The 13,392-nt window shown below is 67.1% G+C and carries 8 protein-coding genes; 6 read left to right on the top strand and 2 right to left on the bottom strand.

Annotated features, from left to right (window positions below):
* Positions 1-10: 10 nt before the first annotated feature.
* The gene (purH, locus tag B5F79_RS08370; protein ID WP_087220143.1) at positions 11-1,642 is read left to right on the top strand and encodes a bifunctional phosphoribosylaminoimidazolecarboxamide formyltransferase/IMP cyclohydrolase; all 1,632 of its coding nucleotides are present in this window, start codon (positions 11-13) and stop codon (positions 1,640-1,642) included.
* A 442-nt stretch (positions 1,643-2,084) separates the two neighbouring features.
* Complete coding sequence (locus B5F79_RS08365) at positions 2,085-2,768, top strand: hypothetical protein (protein ID WP_241147291.1); 684 nt, start codon at positions 2,085-2,087, stop codon at positions 2,766-2,768.
* A 25-nt stretch (positions 2,769-2,793) separates the two neighbouring features.
* Here the strand turns inward: B5F79_RS08365 and B5F79_RS08360 are convergent, their stop codons facing one another.
* Positions 2,794-3,489 (bottom strand): C39 family peptidase, encoded by a 696-nt coding sequence (locus B5F79_RS08360; RefSeq protein ID WP_087220140.1) that lies wholly within the window; start codon positions 3,487-3,489, stop codon positions 2,794-2,796.
* A gap of 261 nt (positions 3,490-3,750) precedes the next feature.
* On the opposite strand from B5F79_RS08360, the gene nifJ reads away from it, so the two are divergent.
* Positions 3,751-7,287, top strand: a complete 3,537-nt coding sequence (gene nifJ, locus B5F79_RS08355) for a pyruvate:ferredoxin (flavodoxin) oxidoreductase (RefSeq protein ID WP_087220137.1) — start codon at positions 3,751-3,753, stop codon at positions 7,285-7,287.
* A gap of 271 nt (positions 7,288-7,558) precedes the next feature.
* Here the strand turns inward: nifJ and B5F79_RS08350 are convergent, their stop codons facing one another.
* Positions 7,559-9,706 carry a MurT ligase domain-containing protein gene (locus B5F79_RS08350; RefSeq protein WP_158094870.1) on the bottom strand — a complete coding sequence of 716 codons (2,148 nt, stop codon included), beginning with the start codon at positions 9,704-9,706 and terminating at the stop codon, positions 7,559-7,561.
* Positions 9,707-9,997: 291 nt separating this feature from the next.
* Here B5F79_RS08350 and B5F79_RS08345 point away from each other — a divergent pair, with 291 nt between their 5' ends.
* Genes B5F79_RS08345 through B5F79_RS08335 form a run of 3 tightly spaced genes read left to right on the top strand, consistent with a single transcriptional unit; the run spans position 9,998 to position 13,376 of the window.
* Positions 9,998-10,546 (top strand): QueT transporter family protein, encoded by a 549-nt coding sequence (locus B5F79_RS08345; RefSeq protein WP_087220289.1) that lies wholly within the window; start codon positions 9,998-10,000, stop codon positions 10,544-10,546.
* Between the two features lie 8 nt (positions 10,547-10,554).
* Positions 10,555-12,012, top strand: a complete 1,458-nt coding sequence (locus tag B5F79_RS08340) for a glycosyltransferase (protein ID WP_206391087.1) — start codon at positions 10,555-10,557, stop codon at positions 12,010-12,012.
* Positions 12,009-13,376, top strand: a complete 1,368-nt coding sequence (locus B5F79_RS08335) for a sensor histidine kinase (RefSeq protein WP_087220131.1) — start codon at positions 12,009-12,011, stop codon at positions 13,374-13,376. Before B5F79_RS08340 ends, B5F79_RS08335 begins: the two co-directional genes overlap by 4 nt.
* The last annotated feature ends 16 nt before the right edge of the window (positions 13,377-13,392 follow it).

Below are 13,392 nucleotides of genomic sequence, written 5' to 3'. Positions count from 1 at the left end.
AGGAGGGGCCATGGCAGATACTCCCATCAAGAGGGCGCTCGTCTCGGTGACGGACAAGACGGGCGTCGTCGACTTCGTCAAGGCGCTCGAGGACGAGTTCGGCGTCGAGGTCATCTCGACGGGCGGCACCGCGCGCGTGCTCGAGGAGGCCGGCGTCCACGTCGTGCCCATCGAGCAGTACACGGGCTTCCCGGAGATGATGGACGGCCGCGTGAAGACGCTGCACCCCAAGGTGCACGGCGGGCTTCTCGCCCGTCGCGACAACCCGGACCACATGGCCGAGGCGGCCGAGCACGGCATCGGCATGATCGACCTCGTCTGCGTGAACCTCTACGAGTTCGAGAAGACCGTGGCCAAGCCGGACGTCACCTTCGACGACGCCATCGAGCACATCGACATCGGCGGCCCCTCCATGCTGCGCTCCGCGGCCAAGAACGCCGACTCCGTGACCGTGGTCTCCGACCCGGCGGACTACGACGAGATCCTCGAGGAGATGCGCGCCAACGAGGGCTGCACCTCGCTCGAGCTGCGTCGCTACCTGCAGCTCAAGGTCTACGAGACCACTGCCAACTACGATGCCGCCATCGCGATGTGGCTCGCCGACCGCTACGACGAGGACTTCGCCGACGAGGAGTGCGAGGACGAGCCCGAGCTGCCCGAGGAGCTCGGCCTCTATCTGGAGAAGGTCGACGACCTGCGCTACGGCGAGAACCCCCAGCAGTCCGCCGCCGTCTATCGCTTTGCGGATGAGGCGGCCGACGCCTTCTCCTCCGCCAACCCGCTCGTGGGAGCGGAGCAGGTTCAGGGCAAGCCGCTCTCCTACAACAACTACCTCGACGCGGACGCCGCGTGGAACCTCGTGCGCGAGTTCGACGGCCCCGCCTGCGTGATCCTCAAGCACCAGAACCCCTGCGGCTCCGCGGTGGCCGAGGACATCACCTGCGCCTACGACCGCGCTTTCGCGTGCGACCCCAAGAGCGCCTTCGGCGGCATCATCGCCTGTAACCGCGAGGTGCCCTTCGACCTTGTTGAGCACGCCTTTGACGAGAACGGCCAGTTCGTCGAGGTCATCATTGCCCCGAGCTACACCCCCGAGGCGCTCGAGCGCATGGCCAAGCGCCCCAACCTGCGCGTCCTGGCAACCGGCGGCGCCGAGGGCCACGCGCGCTATGAGCTACGCACCGTGGACGGCGGCGTGCTCGTGCAGAACGTGGACACCGTCTCTGAGGATCCCGAGACGTTCACCTGCCCGACCGAGCGCAAGCCCACGCCCGAGGAGATGGACGAGCTCATGTTTGCCTGGCGCGTCTGCAAGGGTGTCAAGTCAAACGCCATCCTCGTCTCCAAGGACAAGGCCGGCATCGGCATGGGCCCCGGGCAGCCCAATCGCGTGGACTCCGCGCTTCTTGCCTGCCAGCGTGCAGACGAGGCCTGCGAGCGCATGGGCGTGGGGAAGGGCGGCTACGCCTGCGCGTCCGACGCGTTCTTCCCGTTCCGCGACAACGTGGACGTGCTTGCGGAGCATGGCGTGACCTGCATCATCCAGCCCGGCGGCTCCAAGCGCGACGATGAGTCCGTTGAGGCCTGCAACGAGCACGGCATCGCGATGGTCTTCACCGGCAACCGCCACTTCCGCCACTAGGTTGACAGGGGGACAGTCCCTTTGTCACGTTATGCCCCGGACGGCATTCGCCGTCCGGGGCACTTTGCGTTTGTAGGGTATTTCATGGGGCAAGGTCGAAGTACACCACAAACAAAAGAGCGGCAAAGCCGCAGCTAGACGAGCTGGCGCGTTTGTAGTGTATCTGCCCTGGCGCCCTCGAAACACCCTGCAAACGAGCGACATCCCGGCGGCGGGTCGCCGTCTCTGCATGAGGTTGGCTCTGCAAAATGAGAAGATTATCATTATCAAACTATAGACAATCAGTATAGACAGTATATACTTATAGCAAAAGATGTATAGAATGAACGATGCTCGGAGGAAGAGCTCTCGTTTGCGAAGGGACTTCGGCGACAGGGGCCGATCCCCGAAGCCGCTCCGCCGCCGGCGGTAGAATGGGTGTCCGTCAGGGATGGGGGATAGCATGACCAAGAAGACCGTGCTGCAGGAGAACGCGTTGGAGATGGAGGGCTTCGAGCTCGGCCGTCCTGCGCTGGTGTGCCGCTGGAGGCTCGCGGACAGGGCGCTCCCTCTGGAAAACAGGCATCTGCGTGCGCTGAGCAGGCGCATGCTGGGGGGCGCCCCCGTCTCTCCGCAGCTCGTGGCTTGGGCAAAGCAGCACATCGAGTGGACCCTCTCCGCGGGCGCCCTCGAGCACCCGGACGGCGTTCTCATGGTCATAGTCGACGGCAAGGGCAGGGCCGCGATGACGGTGGGCCCGTACGAGCCGCTGAAGACGAGGACCGTCTCCCTCCTCGCGGACCGGGCAGCCGCTGCGGAGCGAGAGGCGGGCGCAACGGGAATCGCCCCGGAGTCCCTCTGGGTCGTTCGCGGGGACGGCCTCGTCTGGGGGGCCGGTCAGCGGGACCTGCCGTCCGGCGCCGCTTCCCTCATGTGCGACCTGGCAAAGACCCTGGGAATCGCCGTGGAGCGCCGGTCGGAGCTTTCTCAGGAGGTGCTTGCCGGTACGATTTCCTATGACGAGGCGTTTCTCGTCTCGGATGAGCACGGCATCGTCCCCGCGAGCAACGCCTCGGGTCCGCGTTCCGCCCGCTTCTCTGACGACTATGCCAGGCTGCTCGAGAAGACGCACGCTCGCCGGGGTTGACAGTTTGACCTGAGCAAACTGTCATCTACGCGGCGGAGAAGCTCCAGATGTTCTCGGCCTCGGCGCAGATGAGCTCGAGGTCCCACGTGCGCATGCTGCGCCCCACGCTGTTGGAGTCGTGAACGACGGCCTTGCCGTCCGAGGCCATGCGCTCGACCACGATGTAGTGCCCCACCTCGGTAAAGGTTCCGGGCGCCATGACGCAGATGAGCGGGTGGCCCGCCTCGAGGCTGGCCTGCAGAGTCGAGGGCACGGCGGGAAGCGTCTCGCTGTAGAGCCCCAGCTGGGCCGCTCCCTCGGACATGAGCGCCCAGGAGGTGCCCTGCTCGTCGGTGGCGTAGCCGCTCTCGGTGCTGAACTCCGCCATCTGCACGGGGTCGAGGTCGGTCTCTCCCGTGAGGTAGATGTAGACCATGCTGAGCGCGGTGGGCCCGCATCCCTGCTTGGCAAAGCGGCCCCCGCCGTACTCCGTCTCCGACCATTGGGGGTCTATCTGGTAGAGGTAGGGCATCTCGCCCTTGGCCCACTGGTCTTTTGGCGTGCTCGTGACGGCGGGCTCGTCCGCGGTGGCGGGGAGCAGCTGCCCATCCTGTTCCACGGGGTCGGGCGTTCTCCCGGCGTCGCCCGAGCAGGCGGTTACGGGTGCGAGAAGGGCGAGCGCCAGCAGCGCGACGACGGCCCGCCTACCACGAGAGACGCCCTTCTTGTCCGCTCCGCGCACCCATCCTCCCCTCGTCGCAATGTCCTGCGAAACCCTACTTACGTAAGGTATTTTACCAGCGCTTTGTTATTACGGACACTTTTGGGCGAAAAATTGAGTCGCTCGACCGAACGGGCTCAAAAGTCGTGAATAAAACGCGGGCGAGCAGAGTACACTAACAGCGTGCGTGGGCCTATGGCCCGACTCAGTCATGCGTTTTGTGAGTGAGAGCTGCCTGGGGCCATGGGGGTCCTCAGGGTCGGTACGTCAGAAGGAGAGGATATGGCGCGTAAGTTTAAGTCCATGGACGGCAACGAGGCGGCGGCGTACGTCTCGTATGCGTTCACCGAGGTGGCGGGCATCTACCCGATCACCCCGTCTAGCCCCATGGCCGACCATGTCGACCAGTGGGCGGCCCAGGGCATGAAGAACGTCTTCGGCACGCCGGTCAAGGTTGTCGAGATGGAGTCCGAGGCCGGCGCCGCGGGCACCGTTCACGGCTCTCTTGGTGCGGGCGCCCTCACGACGACCTACACGGCGTCCCAGGGCCTGCTCCTCATGATCCCGAACATGTACAAGATCGCGGGCGAGGGCCTGCCGGGCGTCTTCCACGTGTCCGCCCGTACGGTGGCCTCCCACGCCCTCAACATCTTCGGCGATCACTCCGACGTCATGGCCTGCCGCCAGACCGGCTTCGCCATGCTTGCCGAGGGCAACGTCCAGGAGGTCATGGACCTCGCGCCGGTGGCTCACCTCGCCGCCATCGAGGGCAAGGTGCCGTTCCTGAACTTCTTCGACGGCTTCCGCACCTCGCACGAGATCCAGAAGGTCGCGGTCTGGGACTTCGACGACCTCAAGGAGATGCTCGACATGGACGCCGTCCAGGCGTTCCGCGATCACGCTCTCAACCCGGAGCACCCGCACGCCCGCGGCTCCCACGAGAACGGCGACATCTTCTTCCAGCACCGCGAGGCCTGCAACGGCGCCTATGACGCCCTGCCCGCCGTGGTCCAGTCCTACATGGACAAGATCAACGAGAAGCTCGGCACGAGCTATCACCTCTTCGACTACTACGGTGCCGACGACGCCGACCGCGTGGTCGTGTGCATGGGCTCCTTCTGCGACACGCTCGAGGAGGTCATCGACTACCTCAACGCGCACGGCGAGAAGGTCGGCCTCGTGAAGGTCCGCCTGTACCGTCCGTGGTCCGTCGAGGACTTCGTGGCCGCGCTGCCCGAGACCGTCAAGAAGATCGCCGTCCTCGATCGCACCAAGGAGCCCGGCTCCATCGGCGAGCCCCTCTACGAGGACGTCATCACCGCTCTCTACGAGACCGGCAAGACCGGCATCACCGTGGTCGGCGGCCGTTACGGCCTCGGCTCCAAGGACGAGCCGCCCGCGGCTGCCTTCGCCGTCTACAAGGAGCTCGAGAAGGACGCCCCCGCCCGCGAGTTCACCATCGGTATCGTGGACGACGTCACCAACCTCTCCCTCCCGATGGACGAGGACGCCCCCAACACCGCCGATCCCTCCACGATCGAGTGCAAGTTCTGGGGCCTCGGCGGCGACGGCACCGTTGGCGCCAACAAGAACTCCATCAAGATCATCGGCGACCACACGGACAAGTACGTCCAGGCCTACTTCCAGTACGACTCCAAGAAGACCGGCGGCGTCACGATCTCGCACCTGCGCTTCGGTGACTCCCCGATCCGCTCGCCGTACTACATCAACAAGGCCAACTTCGTCGCCTGCCACAACCCGTCCTACATCATCAAGGGCTTCCCGATGGTCCGCGACGTCAAGCCGGGCGGCACGTTCCTCGTGAACTGCCAGTGGTCTGACGAGGAGTTCGCCTCCCACCTGCCGGCCGTGGCCAAGCGCTACATCGCCAAGAACAACATCAACGTCTACCTCATCGACGCCATCGACCTGGCGGAGAAGGTCGGCATGGGCAAGCGCACCAACACGGTGCTGCAGTCCGCGTTCTTCTCGCTCGCGCAGGTTCTCCCGGCCGCCGACGCCATCGAGTACATGAAGGCCGCCGCCGAGAAGTCCTACGCCAAGAAGGGCCAGAGCATCGTCGAGGCCAACTGGAAGGCCATCGACGCCGGTGCCACCGCCTATCGCAAGTTCGAGGTGCCCGCCGACTGGGCCGACGCCGCCGACGAGAAGGTCGAGCTCACCCTCGAGGGTCGCGAGGCCATCGTCAAGCAGGTCAAGGAGCTCATGGAGCCCATCAACCGCATGGACGGCGACTCGCTGCCCGTCTCCAAGTTCATGGACGTCGTCGACGGCCAGTGGGAGCTCGGTGCCTCCGCGTACGAGAAGCGCGGCGTCGCCGTCATGGTTCCGCACTGGGACGAGACCAAGTGCATCCAGTGCAACCAGTGCTCGTTCGTGTGCCCGCACGCCACGATTCGCCCGATCGTCATGAACGCCGACGAGCAGGCCGCCGCTCCCGAGGAGATGCGCCGCATCGACGTCATGGTTCCCAAGAACTCCGGCCTCACCTTCACCATGGCCATCAGCCCGCTCGACTGCATGGGCTGCACCAACTGCGTCAAGGTCTGCCCGAAGGGCGCCCTCACCATGGTTCCGCAGGAGTCCGAGCTCGACCAGGCTCCGGTCTGGGACTACGCGGTCAACAAGGTCTCCGAGAAGAAGGAGCTCGTTGCCGCCAACGTCAAGGGCAGCCAGTTCGCCAAGCCCTACCTCGAGTTCTCCGGCTCCTGCGCCGGCTGCGCCGAGACCGCGTATGCGCGCCTCGTGACGCAGGTCTGCGGTGACCGCATGTTCATCTCCAACGCCACCGGCTGCTCCTCCATCTGGGGCAACCCCGCTGCCACCTCGCCCTTCACGGTCAACGAGTGCGGCCACGGCCCGGCGTGGAACAACTCCCTCTTCGAGGACAACGCCGAGCACGGCCTGGGTCTCGCCCTTGGCTACGACGCCGTCCAGGAGAAGCTCGTCGCCGAGACCGAGCAGCTCCTCCAGTCCGACTGCGCCTCCGACGCGCTGAAGGAGGCCGCGACCGCGTGGCTCGAGGCCCGCAAGGACACCGAGGCCAGCAAGACCACCGCTGCCGCCTACGTGGCCGAGCTCGAGAAGGCCGAGTGCGACACCGCCAAGGCCATCCTCGCCGACAAGGCCTACCTCACCAAGAAGGCCTTCTGGATCTTCGGCGGCGACGGCTGGGCCTACGACATCGGCTTCGGCGGCCTCGACCACGTCCTTGCCTCCGGCAACAACGTGAACGTCTTCGTCTTTGACACCGAGGTCTACTCCAACACCGGCGGCCAGGCCTCCAAGGCCTCCAACATCGGCCAGGTGGCGCAGTTCGCCGCTGCCGGCAAGGTGACCAAGAAGAAGAGCCTTGCCGAGATCGCCATGTCCTACGGCTACGTCTACGTGGCCCAGGTTGCCATGGGCGCCAACATGAACCAGACGCTCAAGGCCATCCACGAGGCCGTGGCCTACGACGGCCCGTCCCTCATCATCGGCTACAGCCCGTGCGAGATGCACTCCATCAAGAAGGGCGGCATGCAGAACTGCCAGATGGAGATGAAGAAGGCCGTGGAGTGCGGCTACTGGAACCTCTTCCGCTTCAACCCGGCCGCCCCGACGGGCAAGATGTTCACGCTCGACTCCAAGGAGCCTGCGGGCGGGTACCAGGACTTCCTGATGAACGAGGCCCGTTACACCTCGCTCACCCGCGCTTTCCCCGAGCGCGCCAAGGAGCTCTTCGCGGAGAACGAGGAGGCCGCCATGGCTCGCTACGCGCACCTGCTCAAGCTCAAGGACCTCTACGCCGAGGTGTAGTCACCAGGTTCTTCTCGCTGAGCTCATAGCGTGAGCACGCGGGCCCCCGACGCTGGTCGGGGGCCCGTTTTGTGTCGCGGTGCGCAGGTGTCTGCGCGTGCCCCGTGTAAACCCCGGGATTTCTGTACACTGCGGCCGTGGGAGGAGGGGCGAGAAGAACCGTCGAGCTCCTGAACAGGTAAAACGCGAGGCCCTCATCTGGGGGCCTCGCGCAGTGTACAGAAAACTCAGAGTTTGTGGGGCGTGTGCCTGCGCGCCGTGCCGAGAGGGGCTAGTGCGTGGCGATCCTCATGGCCACGTCGTGGGCGAGCGTCTCGATGTCGTCTGCGAGCGGCGCGAGCTTCACGTCCAGGCCGCGGCGGCGCAGCGCGCGCTCGAGGAGCCAGTCCGTGACGCTGGGGTTCTTGGGCAGGATCGGGCCGTGCAGGTACGTGCCCACCACGCCGTCGTGCAGCACGCCCTCGCCGCCGTCCTCGCCGTTGTTGCCGGTGCCGTGGACCATCGCGCGACCCAGGGGCTTCTCGCCCGCGCCGAGCAGCGTGCGCCCGGCATGGTTCTCAAAGCCCACGATGGGGCGCTCGCACACGGGGGACTCGATGGCAACGTTGCCGATAAGTCGCGTGGTTCCTGCCGTGGTCTCGATGTCCAGCACGTGCAGGCCCTCGACGCGCTCCTCGCCCATCATGTAGTAGTGGCCGAGCAGCTGGTAGCCGCCGCAGATGGCAAGGAGGACGCCGCCGTCCGCAACGTAGGCCGCGAGCTTCTCGCGCTGCCCCTGGAGCTCGTGGCACACGGCCAGCTGGTCGCGGTCCGCGCCGCCGCCCAGGAGCACCACGTCTGCGTCGGAGAGGTCGAGCTCCTGGCCCATGAGGACCTGGTCCACGCGGCACGGGATGCCACGCCATGCGCAGCGCTTGGAGAGCGAGGCGATGTTGCCGCCGTCGCCGTAGAGGTTGAGCGCGTCGGGGTAGAGGTGCACGATGCGAAGCGGTCGGTCCAGCTCCACGCGCGCCGGCTCCTCGTGCTCGATCCAGGAGACTGCCTCCGCTGTGACCTGCAGGGCGGGGGCCTTCCAGGAGCTGGCAAGGCGCTCGAGCTCGGCGACGACGGGGGGGAAGGCGGTGTAGTTGGCGATCACGTGGAGCTTCTCGCCCGCGTCGACGAAGCGCAGGGCGTCCTCGACGCCCTCGATGAGCTCGATCGGGCAGCCCAGCTCGGCGTACTTCACGCGAACGGCCATGTCCTCGCGCCGGGTGCCTCCCACGCAGACGCAGCGCAGGTCAGAGAGGTCGCGCAGGCGCTCGAGGTCGATGTCCCAGATCCAGGAGACGTCGTGGCCGTCCGCGTCGTTGTCGTTGAGGAAGAGAGCGAGGTAGCGGCCGTCGTCCGCACGAACCTGCTGAATCATGCGGTTGAAGCCGGTGGGGTTCTTCGCGAGGTTGCTCACGACGGAGTAGCCGCCGTCGAGCGCATACGTCTTGCCGCGGCCGCTCGCGGGCTCGTAGGCGTCGAGCACGGCCTGGAAGCCGTCCGCACTCCCACCGCCAAGCAGGCACGCCACGAGGGCAGCCATGACGTTGTAGACCATATAGAGGCCGTTGTAGCGCGTGGAGACGTGGTGGCGGACGATCTTCTCGCCGCGGCGATCCTCCACGTCGAACTCGTACCCGCCGCAGGTGAGCGTTACGTTGACGGCGGCAAACGCGAGCTCGGGGCGCTCCCAGCCGCACTCCGGGCAGCGGTACTTGCCCAGCTGGCCGTAGTGGACGTAGTCGTAGTCGAGCGGCGCGTTGCAGCGCGCGCAGAAGCGGCTGTCGGAGATGCGGTCCGCCTCCAGGCCGGTGGGCTCGTCTATGCCAAAGGGCGCGCCCGGGTTGTCCACGCGCGCGGCGATGGAGGCGCAGAGGGGGTCGTCCGCGTTGTAGGCGATGGCCGTCTGGGGGGAGCGGCGCAGGGCCTCGGCTATGACGTCCTGCGTGTGGTCGATCTCGCCGTAGCGGTCAAGCTGGTCGCGAAAGAGGTTGAGAAGAACGAGCGCCCGCGGCCGCAGGCGGGGGAGCACGCGCACGGTGTAGAGCTCGTCGCACTCGAAGCAGCCCACGCGGGGGCGCTGCCCGCGCGACTCCACGAGGGCCGAGGCGATGCCCGACTCCATGTTGTTGCCGGCGCGGTTGCACGCCACGCGCTCGCCGCCCGCCGCGAGGGCGTCAGCCGCGAGGCCGGTGGTCGTGGTCTTGCCGTTGGTGCCGGTGACCACGACGGAGCGCTCGAGCCTGCCGCCCAGGGACCCTATGATGCCCGGGTCGAGCCTCAGGGCAACGGCGCCCGGGGCGTTTCCGCCGCCGCGGTGAAGAAGTCTGGTGGTGCCCCATCGCGCGGCGTCTGCCGCGAGGCACGCGATGCTCGCCCGCGGGTTCATCTGGGCTCCTTCCGGCGGTTTGGTCGGCTGTGCTCGTCGCAGCAATACTAGCACGCCGGCCATGGCCGCGCCCCGCGCCCCAACTCTGCTAGTATCAGTTCTGTCGTGCTCGTGGGGATGCTTCTTTTGGAGTGCTTTCCACCGGGATCCCGCTGGTCGCGAGCCGTCATGCCCGCGTGCGGGCATACAGAAAAGCCCTCCGACAGAAAAGAGAGACCAATGAAGCAGCTTCACGCCACCAGAGTCACGTCAAACGCCCAGGCCGACGCCAGCGCCGTCGCGCGCATCGGCATGATCGCGGCCGTCTATGCCGCGCTCACGCTCGTGGCGCTCCTGTTCCTTGGCAGCCTCGCCTGGGGCCCCGTGCAGTTCCGCGTCTCCGAGGCGCTGTGCGTCCTCGCGCTCTTCACCGCCGACGCCGTGCCCGGCCTCGCCCTGGGGTGCGCCATCGCCAACCTTGCCAACATCGTCCTCTCCGGAACGGGCATGCTCGGCATGCTCGACGTGGTCTTCGGCACGCTCGCTACCGCGCTCGGCGCCTGGTTCACCTGGCGAAACCGCCGCCGCCCCGCACTCGCTCTGCTTGGCCCCGTCATTGCCAACGCGCTCATCGTGCCGGCGTACCTGCCGCTCATGCTGCAGGGCATCGGCTTTTACACCATCCCGTTCACCAACATCGCCCTCGACGGGGCGTATCCCGCCATGTACGTGTTTGGCCTGCTCGCCACCGGCGCGGGCGAGGCCGTCGTGATGTACGCCCTCGGCCTGCCGCTCGCGCGCGCCCTGGGGAGGACGTCGCTCCCCCGCCAGCTCGGCGACGCCGAGAAGAGCCAGGGCTAGGGGGCAGCTTGAATCCCGCGATCGTCATACCCACCTTCTGGGACCAGGGAAGCCAGCCGGGCGCCCTGGGCGAGCGCGGGGTCTACGACTACAACACGCCCATCGACAAGCCCCTCCCCGAGCTCGAGCTCTGCCTCTCTTCGCTCGAGCAGGTGCGCGGCGTGATTCGCGTCATCGTGCTCGTGGTGGCGCCGCCCGAGTGCGCCGAGGCGGCGCGTGCCCGTGTGACGAGCATCTGCCGCGCGCACGCCAACCTCAACCCGCTCATCGTGGGAGAGCAGGAGGCGGCGCACATCGAGCGCGTGGTGGCCCGCGTGGCGCACCATGTGGCGGGCGAGACCGTCGCCCTGCGCGGGTACGGCGCCATCCGGAACATGGGCCTGGCCGTGGCCTCGGTCTTTGGGCACGACGTGGTGGTCTTTCTCGACGACGACAACGTCGTCCTGGACGAGAACTTCCTCATCAACGCCGTCTTTGGGCTGGGGTCCCTCACGAGGCAGAACCTGAAGATCCTGGCAAAGAGCGGCTTTTTTGTCGACGCGCTGGACAGCCCCTACGCCGAGCCCTCGGACGAGTGGAGCGAGAAGTACTGGTCCAAGGCCGCCGACTTCAACAAGGTGATGGAGCACGCCCAGACGGCGCCCACGCGCATCACGCGCTCCAACCACATGTGCGGAGGGTGCTGCGCCCTTCACGCCGAGGCGTTCACGAGGGTGCCGTTTGACCCGTACATCACGCGCGGGGAGGACCTCGACTACGTTCTCAACCTGCGCGCGAACAGCATGGACGTCTGGTTCGACAACGAGTGGTTCGTGCGGTCGCAGCCGCCCGAGGAGATGGCTCCCGTGCCCTCGCTCTTCATGCAGGACGTCCACCGCTGGCTCTACGAATATCGCAAGCTTGACGCGATGAACGCCCGGCGCGACCTGCGCACCATCACGCCCGAGTCCCTCATGCCCTACCCGGCTCCCTGGCTTTCCACGGGGGTTCGCCGCCGCGTCTTCCAGACTGCGCTGCGCCGCTTCCTCGTTGGTCCCGACCGCCTCTCCTATCTGCGCATCCTCACGCGCGGGCGCTACGAGGCAGACAGGTTCGCCCGCTCGGCGAGCTCGAGGTACCTCTCGTTTGCGATGGTGTGGCCGGGGATAGCCGCCGCCCTCTGGGAGGACGAGCTCCTGCAGGGCGTCATCCGGCGCACGGGAGAGGTCCGGCCCCTGGCGGGCGAGCTCGACGTCGCGGGGGAGACCGAGGACCTGTCCGAGGCGGCCTCCGAGGTCGCGGCTTCGGAAGAGGCGGACCAGCCCACGGACGAGCTCGCCGACACCGGGGCGATGGAGGGTCCCGACGACGCCGACACCGGCCCCCTGCCCACCGAGGGCGACGACGCCGACACCGGCCCCCTGGTTGCCGTGGACGAGGACGCCGACACCGGGCCCCTGCCCGCTGCCCGGGAGGAGGGCCGATGATCCGCAAGTTGCTGAGCTCTCGTCAGGCGGTCGACGCCCTTCTCGCCGTGTGCGCGGTCGTGCTTGCCGTGCTCCTGGTACGCAGCACGCGCGACGGCCTGGTGGTGACGGCCATGCTCGTGGGGTGCGGCCTCGCCTTCGTCATCGTGCTCTCCGGCGCGGTGAACGTGGTTCCCGAGGACACGCGCTCCGAGGCCACGGAGCGCACGCTGCGCGTGGCCACCAACACCCTCACGCACCTGCGCGGCGGCCTCACCCCAAAGAACGCACGCGCCATCTGCACCCTGCTGCTGCCGGAGACGAGCGCCGCTGGCATAGCCGTCACCGACACCAAGGAGGTGCTCGCCTACGAGGGCTCCATCAAGACGCCGTTCGTGGCCGGCACCGCAAACGCAAAGCCCACGCTCGAGGTCCTCGAGAGCCGCCGCATGGAGACGTTCGTCTCGATGGACCGGGAGAGCCAGGAGGTGAGGCGCTTCTCCATTGGCAGCCACCGCGACGGGCGCATCTTCGGCATCATCGTGCCTCTGCTCGTGCAGGACCGCGCCGTGGGAACCCTCAAGTTCTACTACCGCCGCGACCTCGACATAGACCGCACGCAGCTCGCCATCGCCGAGGGCCTCGGGCTGCTCCTCTCGACGCAGCTCTCCTCCTACGAGCTGGACCGCCAGGCGGAGCTCACCGCCCGCGCCGAGGTGAAGGCGCTCCAGGCCCAGATCAACCCGCACTTTCTCTTCAACGCGCTCAACACCATCGCCTCGTTCACGCGCACCAACCCCACGAGGGCGCGAGACCTCCTGCGCGAGTTCTCGCTCTTCTACCGCCGCACGCTCGAGAACTCGGAGAAGACGCTCATCCCGCTCTCCCAAGAGCTCGAGCAGACGAGGCGCTACCTGCGCATCGAGAAGGCGCGCTTTGGCGAGGCCCGCATCGTGGAGACCGAGCACGTGGAGGCGGGCTGTGAGGCCCTGCCCGTGCCGTCCTTCCTCGTTCAGCCCATCGTGGAGAACGCCGTGCGCCACGCCATGCGCGACGAGGGTGCGCTTCACGTTGACGTTCAGGTTGCGACCGACGGAGATGATATTCTTATTGCGGTCGCGGACGACGGTCTCGGCATGAGCGAGGAGGCCGCCGCGGCGCTGCTTGCCGGCGCGACGGAGCCCAGGCCCGCCTCGGACCCCCGCGCGGGGCGCGGGGCCGGAATGGCGCTGCGCAACGTGGCAGAGCGCATAGAGCGCTTCTTTGGCGTTGGGTCCGGAGTGGAGATCGTCTCCAAGCCGGGCGAGGGCACGTGTGTTACGCTGCGTCTCATTGGCGCACGGCGCTCCCTTTTGGACGCCGGCGCCACGCGAGGCGAGCTCTGAGGCTTGAAGGGCGGGG

The sequence above is a fragment of the Olsenella sp. An285 genome, assembly GCF_002159625.1.
In the GTDB taxonomy this organism is placed as follows: domain Bacteria; phylum Actinomycetota; class Coriobacteriia; order Coriobacteriales; family Atopobiaceae; genus Thermophilibacter; species Thermophilibacter avicola.
This window is presented reverse-complemented; position numbering and strand designations above follow the sequence as displayed.

Bases quoted from the DNA above. Each gene is read 5' to 3' on its own strand.
- purH (WP_087220143.1), top strand. From the start codon at position 11: ATGGCAGATACTCCCATCAAGAGGGCGCTCGTCTCGGTGACGGACAAG.
- B5F79_RS08365 (WP_241147291.1), top strand. From the start codon at position 2,085: ATGACCAAGAAGACCGTGCTGCAGGAGAACGCGTTGGAGATGGAGGGC.
- nifJ (WP_087220137.1), top strand. From the start codon at position 3,751: ATGGCGCGTAAGTTTAAGTCCATGGACGGCAACGAGGCGGCGGCGTAC.
- B5F79_RS08350 (WP_158094870.1), bottom strand. From the start codon at position 9,706: ATGAACCCGCGGGCGAGCATCGCGTGCCTCGCGGCAGACGCCGCGCGA.
- B5F79_RS08345 (WP_087220289.1), top strand. From the start codon at position 9,998: ATGATCGCGGCCGTCTATGCCGCGCTCACGCTCGTGGCGCTCCTGTTC.
- B5F79_RS08335 (WP_087220131.1), top strand. From the start codon at position 12,009: ATGATCCGCAAGTTGCTGAGCTCTCGTCAGGCGGTCGACGCCCTTCTC.